Here is a 15,940-nt window from a genome sequence, read left to right as displayed (position 1 = left end):
CCGCCCCGGAGAACCGGGGCGGCGGCCCTTTTCACGCCTGCTCCCGGCCCCGCAGGTCCTCCAGTCGCACCAGGGTGTCCTGCGCCGTGCGCCGTTCCTCGTCGGTGAGTTCGACGACCGCCGCCCGTGCCAGCGCGCCCGTCGCCGTCTCCTCGTCCCCGAGCCGGAGGGCCACGTCCGCGCGCAGCACGAGCAGGTGCAGCAGTTCCGCCCCGGACGGCCGTTCGGCGTCCGCCCGCAGCGCCCGGTCGACGACCCTGGCCGCGCCCGCCGGATCGTTCTTCGAGTCCGCCAGCAGGGAGGCGAGGTGCAGCGCCCGCGCGACGGGCTCCTCCGGTGCGGGCCGGTGGCTCTGGTCCTCACTCGTCGGCTGCCCGATCCGGACACAGTTGCCGCCCGGGTCGGTCATCAGGAACTGCCGCATGCCGTACGACATGTCCTTCAGCGGTCCCAGACGCGGCAGCCCCCGCGTCGGTATCCGCCCGTACGTCTTCTTCAGGCCCGCCCGGAACGCCGTGTACAGGCCGTCGACGTCGTCCGTGCGCACGTAGCACGTGCTGAAGGACTGGGCCGGCTCGTACCGCTTCAGGCCGAAGAACTGGAGCTCGATGCCGCCGCGCACCACCACGGCGTACGGATTGGGGCTGCGCTGCCGGAAAGCGACTTCGAAGCCGAGGGCCTCGTAGAAGTCGAGGAGAGGCTGGAGGGTCTGACACGGAAGGATCGGAATCGTCTTCTCGCCCATGACCCTCACCCTAGTCAAACTTGACCAGAGCGTGCGATCGAATAAGCGCCACCCTCAGGGAGTCTCGACGCCCCTCAGAACCCCAGCTTCCGCAGCTGTCGGGGATCGCGCTGCCAGTCCTTGGCCACCTTCACATGGAGGTCGAGGAAGACCGGCGTGCCCAGCAGCGCCTCGATCTGCTTCCTCGACTTGATGCCGACCTCCTTCAGGCGCTTGCCCTTGGGGCCGATGATGATGCCCTTCTGGCTGGGGCGCTCGATGTAGACGAAGGCGTGGATGTCGAGGAGGGGCTTGTCGGCGGGGCGGTCCTCGCGGGGGAGCATCTCCTCCACGACGACGGCGATGGAGTGCGGGAGCTCGTCCCGGACGCCCTCCAGGGCCGCCTCACGGATCAGCTCGGCGATCATGACCTGCTCGGGCTCGTCGGTGAGATCGCCCTCGGGGTACAGGGCGGGCCCCTCCGGGAGAAGGGGGACGAGCAGGTCGGCGAGCAGGTCCACCTGCTTGTCGGCGACCGCCGAGACGGGCACGATCTCGGCCCACTCGAAGCCCAGCTCCTTGCCCAGCTGGTCGATGGCGATGAGCTGCTCGGCGAGCGCCTTGCTGTCCACCAGGTCGGTCTTGGTGACGATCGCGATCTTCGGCGTCTTCTTGATGGACGCCAGTTCCTTCGCGATGAACCGGTCACCCGGACCGAGCTTCTCGTTCGCCGGCAGACAGAAGCCGATCACGTCGACCTCGGCCCAGGTCGTGCGGACCACGTCGTTGAGGCGCTCCCCCAGCAGGGTGCGCGGCTTGTGCAGCCCCGGGGTGTCGACCAGGATCAGCTGCGCGTCCGGCCGGTGCACGATGCCCCGGACCGTGTGCCGCGTGGTCTGCGGCTGGTTCGCCGTGATCGCCACCTTCTGGCCGACCAGAGCGTTCGTGAGGGTGGACTTGCCCGCGTTGGGGCGGCCCACGAAGCAGGCGAAGCCGGCGCGGTGGGCGGCCTCGGCCGGCTGCTCGGATGACTGGGTACGGACGCTCATGGCGCCCATTCTCCCTGATCCCCGGAGCACCGCCGCACCCACCACGGACCGTGAGCCTTCCGAAACCCTGGGCGGGCTCGCCCAGCTCGGCACGAGCACACCCGTCGCGGCCTTACGGTGCACGCCGAGACGGCATACGATCACGGCGTCCCGGGCCACGGCGCCCCGGTCACCTCGTCCGCTCCCTCCCCCCAGAAGGCCAGGGCATGAGACTCATCACCGCGATCGTCAAGCCGTACCGCCTCGACGCGGTCAAGACCGCACTCCAGGAGATGGGTGTGCACGGTCTGACCGTCAGCGAGGCCAGCGGTTACGGCCGGCAGCGCGGCCACACCGAGGTGTACCGGGGCGCCGAGTACCAGGTGGACCTGGTCCCCAAGGTCCGGATCGAGGTCGTCGTCGAGGACGCCGTGTCCGACGACGTCATCGACGCGATCGTGAAGGCGGCCCAGACCGGGAAGATCGGCGACGGCAAGGTGTGGGCGCTGCCGGTCGAGACGGTCGTACGGGTGCGGACGGGCGAGCGGGGTCCCGACGCGCTGTAGGCGGGAGCGGGGTGAGGGGTGGTACCGCCGGGTGCGGTACCACCCCTCACCCGTTCACCCAGGTGCGGCGAGGGATCAGTCGAAGACGAACGGGCCCGGCGACTGCGGTCCGCTCGCCGTGCAGGTCACGGGGAAGCCGAAGACCACCATCTGCAGGGAGCCGCCGAACGCCTCCAGGCTGTCGCCGGGGGCGACGGTGCCGGTGAGCGGGCCCACCACCATGCCGTCGCCGGCGGCCAGGGCCGGGTTCTCGGTGCCGGTGAAGGCCGTCGTGCCGCCGCTCGCCTTGACGAAGGTGAGCGTGGACTGGATCGAGTCCTCGGCGAGGGCGATCGGTGCGGTGATCCCCTCGGAGGAGAGGGTGACCGTGGCGGTCGTACCGCTCTGGGTGGCCGTGAGCGTGGCCTCGCCGGAGCCGCCGATCGTGCAGCTGGCGTTGATGGTCGCGGTCTGCGGGGTGACCGCGAGGGCGGTCGGCGCGAACGCGAGGCCGGTGACGGCCAGCGTCCCTGCCGCGAGCGCCGAGCCGACTCCGAGTCGTATGCGTCTCATCGTGCGAATTCCCTTCCCTGGTACGGGAGGCGCACGGGGCCTGGGGAAGCCCCGTCCGTCCCGGTACGGGCGTTGCCATGTGGGGGCGGTGCAATGCGCGGCCGCGCGGCGGAATGTGACGGTCCGCCAAGAGAACGGCTCCATTGAGACGTGCGCGGGCCGAGATTGCAAGAGATGCTCCGGTGGCCGCGCCAAGGGTCGGCGAAAGTGGCCGAAGCCGATCGCCGACCCCGTCGGCGAACTCCCCGGCACGGCCGGAGTGGTGAGCCGATCTGTCCCGTGCCGCACGGTTTCGCCGGTGGCGCGGCCCGGGTGTCCACTCGCCTGCGCAAGATTTTCACGCAGCTCGGAGGGCTGTTACCGGCCGTAACGCTATGCCGTGAGCGCCCACCGATCCCCCAAGACCCGAAGATCACTACCCTGTACTGGTGCTCACCTACGAGGAGTTGACGGGGCCGGAACGTGAGCTGTGGGACGCGTTTCCGGAGGGGCGGCGGGTCGATCTGCGGACCGGCGTCGCGGAGGAGGACCGGGCCACCGAGGGTGGGGGCTGGGGACCCGAGCGCACGGTGCGGGCGGCGGTAGTCGTGGCACTGCTGCTGGGCGCCAACGCCGCCCAGCGCCCGGGCGCGGTCGGCTCGCTCTCCCTCGCCGGCGCCAGGATCACCGGCCACCTCGACCTGGCGGGGGCCCGGATCGAGCACCCCCTCTGGCTGGAGGGCTGTTGGTTCGAGCAGGAGGTGAACCTCTACGGGGCCGAGACACGGACGGTCGCGATCATGCGCAGCCGGGTGCCCAGGCTGGAGGCAGGGGCCGGCCGGATCGGGGGACGTCTCGACCTGCACGGCACCCAGGTGGAAGCGGGGCCTCCCTCCTCCCCCTTCCACCGCAGCAGCACCGCCCTGTCGCTCGTCAACGCCCATGTGGCCGGCGGCATCATGCTGAACAAGGCCCGGCTGATCGCCCCCGGCGGATGGGCGATGGCCGCCGGGGGCCTGGTCGTCGAAGGGGGCCTCTTCTGCCGGCGTGGCTTCGTCACCGAGGGCGAGATCCGGCTGCTGGGCGCCCAGTTGCCCGGCGGACTGTTCCTCCAGGGGGCCCGCCTGGAGCGGCCCGGGCCGGACGGGGTGACCCTCGCCCTGGACAACGCGGTCGCCCAGACCGTCGACTGCTCCGAGGGGTTCGTCTCCCACGGGACCGTCCGCCTGCGGGGCACCCAGATCACGGACAACCTGTCCTTCGAGGGCGCCGTCCTGAACGGAGCACCCGCCGACGACGAGGGCACCGGCCCGGCCCTGGTGGCCATGCTCATGCAGGCCGCCGACTTCGACTTCACCCTGGCCCGGAGACCGACGGGAGCGGTGGATCTGCGGGGCGCCCAGGTGTCGTACCTCCACGAGAGCACGCACAGCTGGCCGGAGATCGTGGAACTGGACGGCTTCGTCTACGGCTCGATCAAGTCCGCCGAGGCGGACGGCGGGCGACGGGAGGCGGTGAGCGGTCCGGCGGCCGTGGCCCGCCGCGTGGAGTGGATACGCCGCAGCCCGGGCTACAGCCCGCAGCCGTACGAGCAACTGGCGGCCTGGTACCGCAAGGTCGGGCACGACGACGACGCCCGCCGGGTGCTGCTGGCCAAGCAGCGCCACCGGCGACGCACCCTCTCCCCGGCGGCCCGCGTCTGGGGCCACCTCCTCGACGCGACCGTCGGCTACGGCTACCGCCCCTGGCTGGCCGGCGTCTGGCTCCTCGCCCTGGTCCTGCTGGGGACGACGGCGTTCGACACGGGCTCCCCCACTCCGGTGAAACGCGGCGAGGGCGCCCCCTTCCAGCCGCTCGTCTACACCCTGGACCTACTGATCCCCATCGGCGGTCTGGGCCAGCGAACGGCCTGGTACTGGACGAACGACACCCTCCAGTGGCTGGCCTACGCCCTGATCGCCGTCGGCTGGATCCTCACGACGGCCGTCATCGCGGGAGTGACCCGCACCCTGCAGAAGAACTAGCAGCTCGGCACCGGGCACCCGGCACCGGGCGGACGCGCGTCCGTCGCACCCTCGGCCCGCCCGATCCGCCGCGCCCTCAGCCCGACGTCACCGTCGTACCCTCAGCCCGCCGTCACCGTCGCGCGCACCGACCCGTCCGGCCCGGCCAGCAGGACCGGGGTCGCCGGTCCGCCGAGGTCCCGCACGGCGGCCCGGTCCTCGTCGGAGACGGTCTCGCCGGCGGTCACCACGGCCGCCGCCTCCAGGGACTTCGCGCCGGAGGCCACCGCCATGGCGACGGCCGTGCGCAGCGCGCTGAGCCGCAGGGATTCCAGGGCCACGGTCCCGGCGACATACGTACGGCCCGTCTCGTCACGTACGGCCGCCCCCTCGGGCACGCCGTTGCGGGCCCGCGCGGAACGGGCGAGGGTGACGATCTTCCGGTCCTCGGGATCGAGGTCGAGCGCGCTGCTGTCGGTCATGAGCCGAGCATACGTTTCACGCCCGGTCGAGCCGGAGCCGGTCCCCGCGGGGCAGTCCCGCCACCACCAGGTCGTACGAGTCCTCGATCAGCTCCTCGACCAGCCGGTCCGGAAGACCGGCGTCGAGGGTCACCGTGTTCCAGTGGCGCTTGTTCATGTGATAGCCGGGGGCGATGAGACCGGGGTGCTCGGTGCGCAGCCGGACCGCGTCCTCGGGGTCGCACTTGAGGTTGACCTTCAGGGGCCGCCGCTCCGCCCAGCTCAGGGCGAACATCTTGCCGAGGACCTTGTAGACGGAGATCTCGGGACTGAAGGGGAAGTCCTCGACGGCCTCGTTGAACGAGAGGCAGAAGGCACGCAACTCCTCGGGCGTCACTCGGACTTCTTCTCCACCTCCGGCACCTCGGCGGGGCCGATCGGCTCCACCAGCACCGTGACGATCTTGTTCCGGCGGCCGGCGGCGGCCTCCGCCGTGAGCCGCAGTTCGCGCTCGTCGGGCAGGGCGACGACCGACGTGGCACCGGCGATGGGGACGCGCCCCAGCGCCTTGGCGAGGAGGCCGCCCACGGTCTCCACATCCTCGTCGTCGTAGGCGTCGAGCCCGTACAGCTCGCCGAGGTCGGTGATGTCGAGGCGGGCGGTGACGCGGTAGCGGTCGTCGCCCAGCTCCTCCACGGGCGGCAGCTCCCGGTCGTACTCGTCGGTGATCTCGCCGACGATCTCCTCCAGGATGTCCTCGATGGTGACGATGCCCGCGGTGCCGCCGTACTCGTCGATGACGACGGCGACGTGGTTGCGCTCCTGCTGCATCTCGCGCAGCAGGTCACCGGCGTTCTTGGTGTCGGGGACGAAGACGGCCGGGCGCATGGCCGTGGACACCAGTTCGCTCTCGGCGTCCCGGTTGATGTGCGTCTTGCGGGCCAGGTCCTTCAGGTACACGATCCCGACGATGTCGTCCTCGTTCTCCCCCGTGACCGGTATGCGGGAGAAACCGGAGCGCAGGGCAAGGGTGAGGGCCTGACGGATGGTCTTGTACCGCTCGATGGCGACCAGGTCGGTGCGCGGGACCATCACCTCGCGGACGAGGGTGTCGCCCAGTTCGAAGACCGAGTGCACCATCCGGCGCTCCTCGGCCTCGATCAGGGACTCCTTCTCGGCGAGGTCGACCAGCGCCCGCAGTTCGGCCTCGGAGGCGAACGGGCCCCGGCGGAAGCCCTTGCCGGGGGTCAGCGCGTTGCCGATGAGGATCAGGAGGTTCGGGATCGGGCCCATGATCCGGGCCAGCGGCAGCAGGACGTACGCCGCCGCCGTGGCCGTGTTCAGGGGGTGCTGGCGGCCGATGGTGCGCGGGGAGACACCGACGGCCACGTACGACACGAGGACCATCACGCCGATGGCGACGACCAGGGCCTCCCAGGTCGCGTCGAACTCCTTCAGGCAGGCGTAGGTGACGAGCGCGGCGGCGGCCATCTCGCAGGCCACGCGCACAAGGAGTGCGACGTTCAAGTATCTGGTGGGGTCGGCCGCGATCTGGGCGAGCTTCGCGCCGCCGCGCCGCCCGGCCCGTACGGCCTCCTCGGCGCGGAAGCTGGAGACGCGCGCGAGGCCCGCCTCCGCGCAGGCTGCGAGCCAGGCGACGACGACCAGGGCGACGGCACCGCCGATGAGAGTCGCGCTCATGACACGGTCGGTGCCGGGGAGGGGCCGGTGAGGCCCTTCTCCGCGCGCCAGCCGTCCACGATGGCGGCCTGCAGGCCGAACATCTCGGCCTTCTCGTCCGGCTCCTCGTGGTCGTAGCCCAGCAGGTGCAGCACCCCGTGGACGGTGAGGAGCTGGAGCTCCTCGTCCATGGAGTGCTGCGTGTCCGCTTCCTTGCCCTGCTTCTCGGCGACCTCGGGGCACAGCACGATGTCGCCGAGCAGGCCCTGCGGCGGCTCGTCGTCGTCCTTCGACGGCGGACGCAGTTCGTCCATCGGGAAGGACATGACATCCGTCGGACCGGGGAGGTCCATCCACTGGATGTGCAGCTGCTCCATGGCGTCGGCGTCCACCACGATCACCGAGAGCTCGGAGAGGGGGTGGATGCGCATCCGTGTCAGCGCGTAGCGGGCGATGTCGAGGATCGCCTGCTCGTCGACCTCGGTTCCGGACTCGTTGTTGACGTCGATCGACATGGTGCTGTGTCTGTCTACTTCCCCTTGGGCCCGGACTGCCTGCCCCGGCCGCCCTTGTGGGAGCCGTTCTCGGTGCCGTGCTCGCTGTCGTACTTCTCGTACGCGTCGACGATACGGCCGACGAGCTTGTGCCGGACGACATCCTGGGACGACAGCCGGGAGAAGTGCACGTCGTCGAGGCCCTCCAGGATGTCCTGCACCTGGCGCAGACCGGACTTGGTGCCGTTCGGCAGGTCGACCTGGGTCACGTCACCCGTGATCACGATCTTCGAGTCGAAGCCGAGGCGGGTGAGAAACATCTTCATCTGCTCGGGCGAGGTGTTCTGGGCCTCGTCGAGGATGATGAAGGCGTCGTTGAGCGTGCGACCGCGCATGTACGCCAGGGGCGCGACCTCGATGGTCCCGGCGGCCATCAGCCGGGGGATCGAGTCGGGGTCGAGCATGTCGTGCAGCGCGTCGTAGAGCGGGCGCAGATAGGGGTCGATCTTCTCGTAGAGGGTGCCGGGCAGGAAGCCCAGGCGCTCTCCGGCCTCGACCGCCGGGCGGGTCAGGATGATGCGGTTGACCTGCTTGGACTGCAGGGCCTGGACGGCCTTGGCCATGGCGAGATAGGTCTTGCCGGTACCGGCCGGGCCGATGCCGAAGACGATCGTGTGCTTGTCGATGGCGTCGACGTACCGCTTCTGGTTGAGCGTCTTGGGGCGGATCGTGCGGCCACGCGAGGACAGGATGTTCTGTGTGAGCACCTCGGCCGGGGTCTCCTGGCCTTCGCTCTTCCCGTTCTCGCTCGCCCTCAGCATGGCGATCGAGCGTTCCACCGCGTCCTCCGTCATCGGCTGTCCGGTGCGGAGCACCAGCATCATCTCGTCGAACAGGCGCTGGACGAGAGCGACTTCGGGGGCGTCGCCGACCGCGCTGATCTCATTGCCCCGGACATGGATGTCGACCGCCGGGAAGGCCTTCTCGATCACGCGCAGGAGGGAGTCGCCGGAACCCAGCACGGTCACCATGGGGTGCGCCGCGGGGACGGTGAACTGCGCTCTCGCCTTGCCCTGCGCGGGGGTGTGAGCTGTGCGTGTCTGAGTCATGGGCCGGCTCTGTAGGCCGCGGTTCCTCCTCTTGGCCGTGGGGCTCGTGTTGCCCTTTTCCAGAGTACGACGCGGCGGTGACAGTGCCGTAGGGCTTTTACCAGGGGGCTCGGGGGATGGCTGCCGTTCGCGGGCTGCGGGTCCGGTCGGGCTTCTCGCGCCCACGCGGCGGAGCCGCATGTCGACACAGCCCCGCGCCCCTGAAAAGGCACGGGCTGCGCCCGCTGCTTTTCAGCGTCACACAGCTGGGCCCGCCGCTCCGGTGGGAGACGACGCGGCGCCATTGACCGGCCCTGTTCGCCTATCTAACCTCCATCTCTATACGTAGACGACCCTAGTGAGGACTGTACGTGGATGACCTCGTGTCGACGACCGTAGGAGCCGCCTCCGTGACCGCGACCCGTGACCTGACCATCGCGGAGGTCCGGCTGACCCCGATCCTGGTCGCCGACCCGCCGCTGCTGAACACGCAGGGGGTGCACCAGCCGTACACGCCCCGACTGATCGTGGAGGTGGTGACCGCCGACGGGACGACGGGAGTGGGCGAGACGTACGGCGACACCAAGTACCTGGAGCTGGCCGAGCCGTTCGCGGCGAAGCTCGTGGGCCGCGGGGTCAGCGATCTGAACGGGCTGTTCGCGCTCGCCGACGAGGTGGCCGTCGACGGGTCGCGGATCTCCGGGCAGGTCGACGTGGGCGGGCTGCGCGGTGTCCAGACCGCCGACAAGCTGCGGCTGTCGGTCGTGTCCGCATGCGAGGTCGCCTGTCTCGACGCGCTCGGCAAGGCGCTGGGGCTGCCCGTGCACGCGCTGCTCGGCGGGAAGGTGCGGGACACCGTGGAGTACAGCGCGTACCTCTTCTACAAGTGGGCCGACCACCCCGAGGGCGTCGTGGGCGAGCGGGACGACTGGGGGGCCGCCGTGGACCCGGCCGGGGTCGTCGAGCAGGCCCGGCGGTTCAAGGAGCGGTACGGGTTCACGTCGTTCAAGCTCAAGGGGGGTGTCTTCCCGCCGGACGAGGAGATCGCGGCGATCCGCGCGCTGGCCGAGGCGTTCCCCGGGCATCCGCTGCGGCTGGACCCGAACGGGGCCTGGTCCGTGGAGACCTCGCTGAAGGTCGCGGACGCCCTCGGGGACGTGCTCGAGTACCTGGAGGACCCGGCGCTCGGGACGCCCGCGATGGCCGAGGTGGCGTCGCGGACGTCCGTACCGCTGGCCACCAACATGTGCGTGACGACCTTCGCGGAGATCGAGGAGGCGTTCACCAAGGGGGCCGTGCAGGTCGTCCTCTCCGACCACCACTACTGGGGCGGGCTGCGCAACACGCGTGAACTGGCCGCGATCTGCCGGACGTTCGGGGTCGGGGTGTCCATGCACTCCAACACTCACCTGGGGATCAGCCTCGCCGCGATGACGCATGTGGCGGCCACGGTCCCCGGGCTCCACCACGCCTGCGACTCCCACTACCCCTGGCAGTCCGAGGACGTCCTCACCTCGCGGCTCACCTTCGACAACGGGGCGGTACGGGTGTCGGACGCACCGGGCCTCGGGGTCGAACTGGACCGGGACAGGCTGGAGTTCCTGCACCGCCGATGGCTGGACGACGACGGCTCCCTGAGGGACCGCGACGACGAGGCGGCGATGCGGGCGGCGAAGCCAGACTGGGTGACCCCGACCGTACCTCGCTGGTAGCCGCGCCCCTGAAAGGCAGGGGGCGCACCCCCTGCCTTTCAGGCCCGCAGGGGCCTGGGCTTCAGGGGCGCGGGGAACTGCGCGAGAAGAGCCCCACCGAGCCGCACCCGACAGCGCACCCTCACGCCCCCGCACCGGCGTGACCGGCACCCCCAGGCGGAGCGTTTGGTGCAGACTGGCTGGATCCGCACCACGCCAGGGAGCACATCGTGACCGCGTTCAAGGGAGAGCGACCGCACCGGCCCCAGGTAGACCCGCTGAGGGCCCTGCGCGCACCGGATGACCCGCCCTGGGACGTCTATCTGACCGGCACCGTCTTCCTCGACATCATCTTCACCGGCCTGGACTCCGCCCCGGTGCGCGGGACGGAGTCCTGGGCACGCGGCATGGGGTCCAGCCCCGGCGGCGTGGCGAACATGGCCACGGCCCTGGCCCGGCTCGGCCTGAAGACCTCCCTCGCGGCGGCCTTCGGCGACGACCACTACGGCGAGTACTGCTGGGACGCCCTGGAGCAGGGCGAGGGTATCGACCTCTCCCACTCCCGCACGGTCCTCGGCTGGCACTCCCCGGTCACGGTCTCCATGGCGTACGAGGGCGAGCGCACCATGGTCTCCCACGGCCACGAGGCGCCCCCGGAGGAGTCCGCGCCGGAATGCCCGCCCCGCGCGCGCGCCGCCGTCGCCTCCCTCACGCCCGGCGTTCGTGCCCCCTGGATCGCGCAGGCCGCCGGCAAGGGCACCCGGATCTTCGCGGACGTCGGCTGGGACGAGACCGGCGCGTGGGACCTGGCGGGGCTGGCCGATCTGGCCCACTGCGAGGCTTTCCTGCCCAACGCGGCCGAGGCGATGCGGTACACCGGCGCCGAGTGCCCCCGGGCAGCCGCCCGCGCCCTCACCGAGCATGTCCCGGTGGCCGTGGTGACGCTGGGCGCGGAGGGCGCGTACGCCGTGGACGGGCGGACCGGTGAGACGGCGGAGGTGCCGGCCATCGCGGTGGACGCGTTGGACCCCACGGGCGCGGGCGACGTGTTCGTCGCCGGGTTCGTCACCGGCACGCTGGCGGACTGGCCGCTGGCGGACCGGCTGGCCTTCGCGGGGCTGACGGCGGCGCTGTCGGTGCAGGAGTTCGGCGGGTCGCTGTCCGCGCCCGGGTGGCCGGAGATCGCGGCGTGGTGGCGGCGGGTGCAGTCGGTGGACCGCCAGGAGCCTGCGGCGCTGCGGCGGTACGCGTTCCTGGAGGAGTTCCTGCCGAAGGACCACGTCAGCCCGTGGCCGCTGCGGCGGGCGGTCCCGACGATCGGCTTCCGCCGGTCGGCTTGAGGCGCGGCGCCTCATAGCTCGGGGGTGCGGGTTCGGCGGCGGGTGCGGGTCCGGTGGGACTTCTCGCGCAGTTCCCCGCGCCCCTGAAAAGCAGGGGCTGCGCCCCGTGCTTTTCATCCAGCAGCCCCGTCGCTTTTCATCCGCGCAGCACCGTCGTCTTCCGGGCCCGCGAGGTCGTGGTCTTTCGGGCCCGCAGGGACTGGTCCTTCAGGGGCCCAGGGCCTGGTCCTTCAGGGGCGCGGGGCCTGGTCCTTCAGGGGCGCGGGGCCTGCTCCTTCAGGGGCGCGGGGAACTGCGCGAGAAGCCCCACTGAGCCGCACCCGACGACGCACCCCCCGTCCCCCAAACCCTCCCCAGCGCGCACCCACCCACCACCCACCCACCCTCAAAAGCCTCCACGGCTACCCAGCAATCCACACCCCAAACGCGCGTGATACTAATTCTCCGCGCGTCCCTGTCCGTCGACAGCCAGCCGCCCAATCCCCCTCATCGAGCCGCACCTTCGCACGTCCAGGAACGCCCGTGTCCCCCCGCACCACCACCCCGCCCTGGCCCCTCGTCGCCCTTTTCACGGCCGGGTATCTCGCCGCGTACCTCCTGCCCACCACCGTGGGCAGGCTGGACGCCGCGCTCCCCCTCACCACCACCGAGGCCGGCGCCGTCGGCAGCGCCCTGCTGTTGGGTTCCGCCACGGCCGGCTTCACGCTCGCCGCCCACGTGGAACGCCTCGGCCCCCGCCACCTCGCCCGCGCGGGCCTGCTGCTGGCCGCCGCCGGCTACGGCACCGCCGCGCTCACCACGGTCCTGCCCGCCATGGTCATGGGCGCGGTCCTCGGCGGCTTCGGCTCCGGTACGGCGACCGCCGTGGCCGCGACCGGCATCGCCGCGCAGCGCGACCCGCACCGGGTGTCCACGACGGGCCTGTTGAGCGTCTCGGCCCTGGCCGGGGCGCTGTATCTGACGATCCCCCGGCTGGGCCCGGGCCACGGCCTGCCGCTCGCCGCCCTCGCCCTCACGGCCCTGCTCACCCTCCCGGCGACCTCCCGGCTCGCGGCCCCGGCGGGGACCGCCCAGACCACCCGGGAACGGGGCCCGCTCCCCCACCCGCGCCACGGTCTGACCCTCGCCGTCACCCTCCTGCTGTGGTCCCTGGCGCAGAACTCCCTCTGGGGCGTCAGCGGCCGGATCGGCACCACGCAGGCCGGGCTCTCCGAGGTCACCGTCGGCGCCGTCTTCGCGACGGCGCTCGGCGCGGGCCTGCTCGGGGTCATCGGGGCGGGCGCGCTCGGCGTGCGCTTCGGCCGCGCGCTCCCCATCGGCGCCGGCACGGCGCTCATCGCCGGCTGCATCGCGCTCAGCGCGACCGCGACCGACCTGCCGACCTTCGCCACGGGCGAGATCGCCTGGAACGCGCTCTACCCGGTCGTCCTGTCGTACCTCATCGGTCTCGCCGCCTCACTCGACCCGCGTGGCCGCTGGGCGGTGCTGATCGGCTCGGCGTCCTCGCTCGGCACGGCCGCCGGGCCGCTCGTCGGCAGCCTGCTCTCCGCGCACGCCGGCTATCCCGCGATGGGCGCGATCCTCGCCGTGGGCCTGCTCCTCATCACGGCCCCCATGACCTGGGTGGCCCTGCGCACCACCACGTCCACGACGGAGCACGCCCGCTACCAGGAGCAGGCGACCGCCGGGCAGCCGGAGTACCGCCCGGCGGCCTGACCCCGCTCACCCGCCGCTCACCGCCCGCTCACCGCGCACTCCCGGCTCATCCGAAGTCGTACGCGTCCACCTCGGCGAGATACCGGGCCCGCCGCTCCTCGTCGTGCTCCAGGAAGGACGCGGTGAAGGAGTTGCGGGCCAGCTCCCTCAGCCGGTCCTCGCTCAGGCCGAGCGTCCGGCGCACGGCGTCGAAGTTGTCGCCGGCGTACCCGCCGAAGTAGGCCGGGTCGTCGGAGTTGACCGTGCAGATCAGGCCCGCGTCGAGCATGGCGGGCAGGGGGTGGTCGGCGAGGGTGTCGACGGTGCGCAGCCGGACGTTGGAGAGCGGGCAGAGCGTCAGCGGGATCCGCTCGCGCACCAGCCGTTCGACGAGGGCCGGGTCCTCCATGCAGCGCAGCCCGTGGTCGACGCGCTCGACCCCGAGGATGTCGAGGGCCTCGGTGATGTACTCCGGCGGGCCCTCCTCCCCCGCGTGCGCGACGCGCCGCAGCCCGAGCGCGGCGGCCGCCTCGTACACCTCACGGAACTTGACCGGCGGGTGCCCGACCTCGGCGGAGTCCAGCCCGACCCCGACGATCCGGTCGAGGTACGGCTTCGCGGCGTCCAGGGTGGAGAGGGCCGACTCGGCGGACTCGTCCCGCAGGAAACACATGATCAGCTGGGTGGAGACGCCGTGCGTCTCCACGCTCCTGCCCAGCGCCCGCCACAGCCCCTCGACGACCGTCCCCATCCCGACGCCCCGCGCGATGTGGGCCTGCGGGTCGAAGAAGATCTCGGCGTGGCGTACGCCCTGGGCGGCGGCGCGGGCGAGATAGGCGTCGGCGAGGTCGGCGAAGTCCTGCTCGGTGCGCAGGACCGCCATCAGCTCGTAGTACAGGTTCAGGAAGGACTGGAGATCCTCGAACTCGTAGGCCTTGCGGAGCGCTTCCGTGTCCGCGTACGGCAGCGCGACGCCGTTCCGGGCGGCCAGTGCGAAGGCCAGCTCCGGCTCCAGGGTGCCTTCGATGTGCAGGTGCAGTTCAGCTTTGGGGAGGGACATCGCAGCATCGTACGGCCGCTCTAGCGTCGTTTCGGAAGCGCCACCCGCAGCAGGTCGTGCGCCACCGTCAGCTCGCCCTCGAACCCGGCGGCCCGCGCCTGCCGTTCGAACTCCTCGGGTTCGGTGTACCGCTGGCTGAAGTGGGTGAGGACGAGATGCCGTACCCCGCAGTCGCGGGCGACGGAAGCTGCCTGACCGGCCGTCAGATGGCCGTGATCGACGGCGAGTTCGATGTCCTCGTTGAGGAAGGTGGACTCGATGACGAGCATGTCGGCCGCGTCGGCGAGGGCGTAGACCCCGTCGCACAACCGGGTGTCCATGACGAACGCGAACCGCTGTCCGCGCCGCAGTTCGCTGACGTCCTCCAGGCGGACGCCGTCGATCGCGCCCTCCCGCTGGATCCGTCCGATGTCCGGCCCCTTGATGCCGTGCGCGGCGAGCCGCTCGGGCAGCATCCGGCGCCCGTCGGGTTCGACGAGGCGGTACCCGTAGGACTCGACGGGGTGCGAGAGCTTGTGCGCGTCGAGGGTGTAGCCGGGGGTGACGGCCAGCACTGCGCCCTCGCCCTCGACCGGCGCCTCGGTCAGCTGGACCGTCTCCCGGTACGCGGTGGCGTACCGCAGCCGGTCGAAGAACCGCTGCCCGGAGCGCGGGTAGTGGGCGGTGATGTCGTGCGGGACCCGGTCGAGGTTGATCCGCTGGATCACCCCGGCCAGCCCGAGCGAGTGGTCGCCGTGGAAGTGGGTGACGCAGATGCGGTTGAGGTCGTGGGCGGCGACCCCGGCGCGCAGCATCTGCCGCTGGGTGCCCTCGCCGGGGTCGAAGAGGAGCCCCTCGGCGTCCCAGCGGAGCAGATAGCCGTTGTGGTTGCGGTGCCGGGTCGGGACCTGGCTGGCGGTGCCGAGGACCACCAGTTCACGTACGGACACGGCTCGTCACCCGGGGGGCCACTGCAGGCCGCGACCGCCGACGACGTGGGCGTGCGCGTGGAAGACGGTCTGGCCGGCGCCGGTGCCGGTGTTGAAGACGATGCGGTAGCTCTCCAGCTTGTCCTCGTCGGCGACGGCCTGTGTCTCGCGGAGGACGTCCGCGGCGAGGTCGGGGGCGGCGGCGGCGAGTGTCGCGGCGTCCGCGTAGTGCGCCTTCGGGATGACCAGGACGTGGGTCGGTGCCTGGGGGTTGATGTCCCTGAACGCGACCGTCGTGTCCGTCTCCCGCACGATCGTCGCGGGGACGTGGCCCGCGATGATCTTGCAGAACAGACAGTCGTCCTGCGGCTCCCCAGCCATACGTTCCCTCCAGCCACCGGTGATCTCCTGCTACCCGGGCATGCTATCGAGCGAATTCCGCCCCCGCCGCCCTTACCCGTTCCCATCCCCAGGGGCTGCCGCCCCTTCGGCCCCGCTCGCTTGTCGGTCGCCCGCGGCCCGGTGGGACTTCTCGCGCAGTTCCCCGCGCCCCTGACAGGGGCGCGGGGAACTGCGCGAACGGGGTCCGGGGCGGAGCCCCGAGTCTTCGACGCGGGGATCGAAGGGGCGCGCAGCCCCTGGGACGGGACGGGTAGGGGCGGCGTGGGCGA

General features: G+C 71.6%; 16 protein-coding genes. 5 read left to right on the top strand and 11 right to left on the bottom strand.

The features are described from left to right. Nucleotides 1–31 precede the first annotated feature (31 nt). Together ACZ9QC_RS28555 and era are read right to left on the bottom strand one after the other, a co-directional pair. A complete protein-coding gene (locus ACZ9QC_RS28555; protein ID WP_472915724.1) occupies nt 32–745 on the bottom strand; it encodes a bleomycin resistance protein in 714 nt (237 codons plus the stop codon). Nucleotides 746–819: 74 nt separating this feature from the next. Beyond that, nucleotides 820–1,782, bottom strand: coding sequence for a GTPase Era (gene era, locus ACZ9QC_RS28550; RefSeq protein WP_177261760.1), 963 nt, complete (start codon nt 1,780–1,782; stop codon nt 820–822). 197 nt (nt 1,783–1,979) lie between these two features. Between era and ACZ9QC_RS28545 the strand changes: the two genes are divergently transcribed. Continuing rightward, nucleotides 1,980–2,318: a P-II family nitrogen regulator gene (locus ACZ9QC_RS28545; protein WP_184894236.1), complete on the top strand. Its 339-nt coding sequence runs from the start codon at nt 1,980–1,982 to the stop codon at nt 2,316–2,318. A 75-nt stretch (nt 2,319–2,393) separates the two neighbouring features. Here ACZ9QC_RS28545 and ACZ9QC_RS28540 read toward each other — a convergent pair whose 3' ends face one another. Further along, complete coding sequence (locus ACZ9QC_RS28540) at nt 2,394–2,870, bottom strand: hypothetical protein (protein WP_230211768.1); 477 nt, start codon at nt 2,868–2,870, stop codon at nt 2,394–2,396. A 428-nt stretch (nt 2,871–3,298) separates the two neighbouring features. Between ACZ9QC_RS28540 and ACZ9QC_RS28535 the strand changes: the two genes are divergently transcribed. Next, entirely contained in the window at nt 3,299–4,873 is a 1,575-nt protein-coding gene (locus ACZ9QC_RS28535) for an oxidoreductase (RefSeq protein WP_472915723.1), read from the top strand. Nucleotides 4,874–4,974: 101 nt separating this feature from the next. On the opposite strand, the gene ACZ9QC_RS28530 is transcribed toward ACZ9QC_RS28535, so the two are convergent. The 5 genes from ACZ9QC_RS28530 to ACZ9QC_RS28510 are packed head-to-tail and all read right to left on the bottom strand — an operon-like array spanning nt 4,975 to nt 8,596. Beyond that, on the bottom strand, nt 4,975–5,334 hold the full coding sequence (locus ACZ9QC_RS28530; RefSeq protein ID WP_472915722.1) for a cytidine deaminase: 360 nt from the start codon (nt 5,332–5,334) through the stop codon (nt 4,975–4,977). Between the two features lie 16 nt (nt 5,335–5,350). Continuing rightward, on the bottom strand, nt 5,351–5,710 hold the full coding sequence (locus ACZ9QC_RS28525) for an MmcQ/YjbR family DNA-binding protein (protein ID WP_472915721.1): 360 nt from the start codon (nt 5,708–5,710) through the stop codon (nt 5,351–5,353). After that, nucleotides 5,707–7,014, bottom strand: a complete 1,308-nt coding sequence (locus ACZ9QC_RS28520) for a hemolysin family protein (RefSeq protein WP_472915720.1) — start codon at nt 7,012–7,014, stop codon at nt 5,707–5,709. Before ACZ9QC_RS28520 ends, ACZ9QC_RS28525 begins: the two co-directional genes overlap by 4 nt. Continuing rightward, nucleotides 7,011–7,508, bottom strand: coding sequence for an rRNA maturation RNase YbeY (gene ybeY / locus ACZ9QC_RS28515; protein ID WP_184894224.1), 498 nt, complete (start codon nt 7,506–7,508; stop codon nt 7,011–7,013). Before ybeY ends, ACZ9QC_RS28520 begins: the two co-directional genes overlap by 4 nt. Nucleotides 7,509–7,522: 14 nt before the next feature. After that, complete coding sequence (locus ACZ9QC_RS28510) at nt 7,523–8,596, bottom strand: PhoH family protein (protein WP_184894222.1); 1,074 nt, start codon at nt 8,594–8,596, stop codon at nt 7,523–7,525. Between the two features lie 389 nt (nt 8,597–8,985). Here ACZ9QC_RS28510 and ACZ9QC_RS28505 point away from each other — a divergent pair, with 389 nt between their 5' ends. The 3 genes from ACZ9QC_RS28505 (at nt 8,986) to ACZ9QC_RS28495 (ending at nt 13,322) form a co-directional block, all read left to right on the top strand. After that, nucleotides 8,986–10,287, top strand: a complete 1,302-nt coding sequence (locus tag ACZ9QC_RS28505) for a glucarate dehydratase family protein (RefSeq protein WP_472915719.1) — start codon at nt 8,986–8,988, stop codon at nt 10,285–10,287. Between the two features lie 209 nt (nt 10,288–10,496). Next, nucleotides 10,497–11,606, top strand: a complete 1,110-nt coding sequence (locus tag ACZ9QC_RS28500) for a carbohydrate kinase family protein (RefSeq protein WP_472915718.1) — start codon at nt 10,497–10,499, stop codon at nt 11,604–11,606. Between the two features lie 522 nt (nt 11,607–12,128). Further along, a complete protein-coding gene (locus tag ACZ9QC_RS28495; RefSeq protein ID WP_472915717.1) occupies nt 12,129–13,322 on the top strand; it encodes an MFS transporter in 1,194 nt (397 codons plus the stop codon). A gap of 46 nt (nt 13,323–13,368) precedes the next feature. Here the strand turns inward: ACZ9QC_RS28495 and ACZ9QC_RS28490 are convergent, their stop codons facing one another. From ACZ9QC_RS28490 to ACZ9QC_RS28480, 3 genes are read right to left on the bottom strand one after another with little or no spacing between them, the layout of a single operon-like run. Beyond that, the gene (locus tag ACZ9QC_RS28490; protein WP_472915716.1) at nt 13,369–14,361 is read right to left on the bottom strand and encodes an adenosine deaminase; all 993 of its coding nucleotides are present in this window, start codon (nt 14,359–14,361) and stop codon (nt 13,369–13,371) included. Nucleotides 14,362–14,381: 20 nt separating this feature from the next. After that, nucleotides 14,382–15,290, bottom strand: a complete 909-nt coding sequence (locus ACZ9QC_RS28485; RefSeq protein ID WP_472915715.1) for a ribonuclease Z — start codon at nt 15,288–15,290, stop codon at nt 14,382–14,384. Nucleotides 15,291–15,296: 6 nt separating this feature from the next. Continuing rightward, nucleotides 15,297–15,650, bottom strand: a complete 354-nt coding sequence (locus ACZ9QC_RS28480) for an HIT domain-containing protein (protein WP_472915714.1) — start codon at nt 15,648–15,650, stop codon at nt 15,297–15,299. Nucleotides 15,651–15,940: the final 290 nt, after the last annotated feature.

The sequence above is a fragment of the Streptomyces sp. HUAS MS02 genome (genome assembly GCF_055702265.1).
This window is presented reverse-complemented; position numbering and strand designations above follow the sequence as displayed.

What these genes read in the sequence shown, in the direction of transcription:
- era (WP_177261760.1), bottom strand. Translation starts at nt 1,782, where the DNA reads ATGGGCGCCATGAGCGTCCGTACCCAGTCATCCGAGCAGCCGGCCGAG.
- ACZ9QC_RS28510 (WP_184894222.1), bottom strand. Translation starts at nt 8,596, where the DNA reads ATGACTCAGACACGCACAGCTCACACCCCCGCGCAGGGCAAGGCGAGA.
- ACZ9QC_RS28490 (WP_472915716.1), bottom strand. Translation starts at nt 14,361, where the DNA reads ATGTCCCTCCCCAAAGCTGAACTGCACCTGCACATCGAAGGCACCCTG.
- ybeY (WP_184894224.1), bottom strand. Translation starts at nt 7,508, where the DNA reads ATGTCGATCGACGTCAACAACGAGTCCGGAACCGAGGTCGACGAGCAG.
- ACZ9QC_RS28520 (WP_472915720.1), bottom strand. Translation starts at nt 7,014, where the DNA reads ATGAGCGCGACTCTCATCGGCGGTGCCGTCGCCCTGGTCGTCGTCGCC.
- ACZ9QC_RS28480 (WP_472915714.1), bottom strand. Translation starts at nt 15,650, where the DNA reads ATGGCTGGGGAGCCGCAGGACGACTGTCTGTTCTGCAAGATCATCGCG.
- ACZ9QC_RS28530 (WP_472915722.1), bottom strand. Translation starts at nt 5,334, where the DNA reads ATGACCGACAGCAGCGCGCTCGACCTCGATCCCGAGGACCGGAAGATC.
- ACZ9QC_RS28545 (WP_184894236.1), top strand. Translation starts at nt 1,980, where the DNA reads ATGAGACTCATCACCGCGATCGTCAAGCCGTACCGCCTCGACGCGGTC.
- ACZ9QC_RS28540 (WP_230211768.1), bottom strand. Translation starts at nt 2,870, where the DNA reads ATGAGACGCATACGACTCGGAGTCGGCTCGGCGCTCGCGGCAGGGACG.
- ACZ9QC_RS28555 (WP_472915724.1), bottom strand. Translation starts at nt 745, where the DNA reads ATGGGCGAGAAGACGATTCCGATCCTTCCGTGTCAGACCCTCCAGCCT.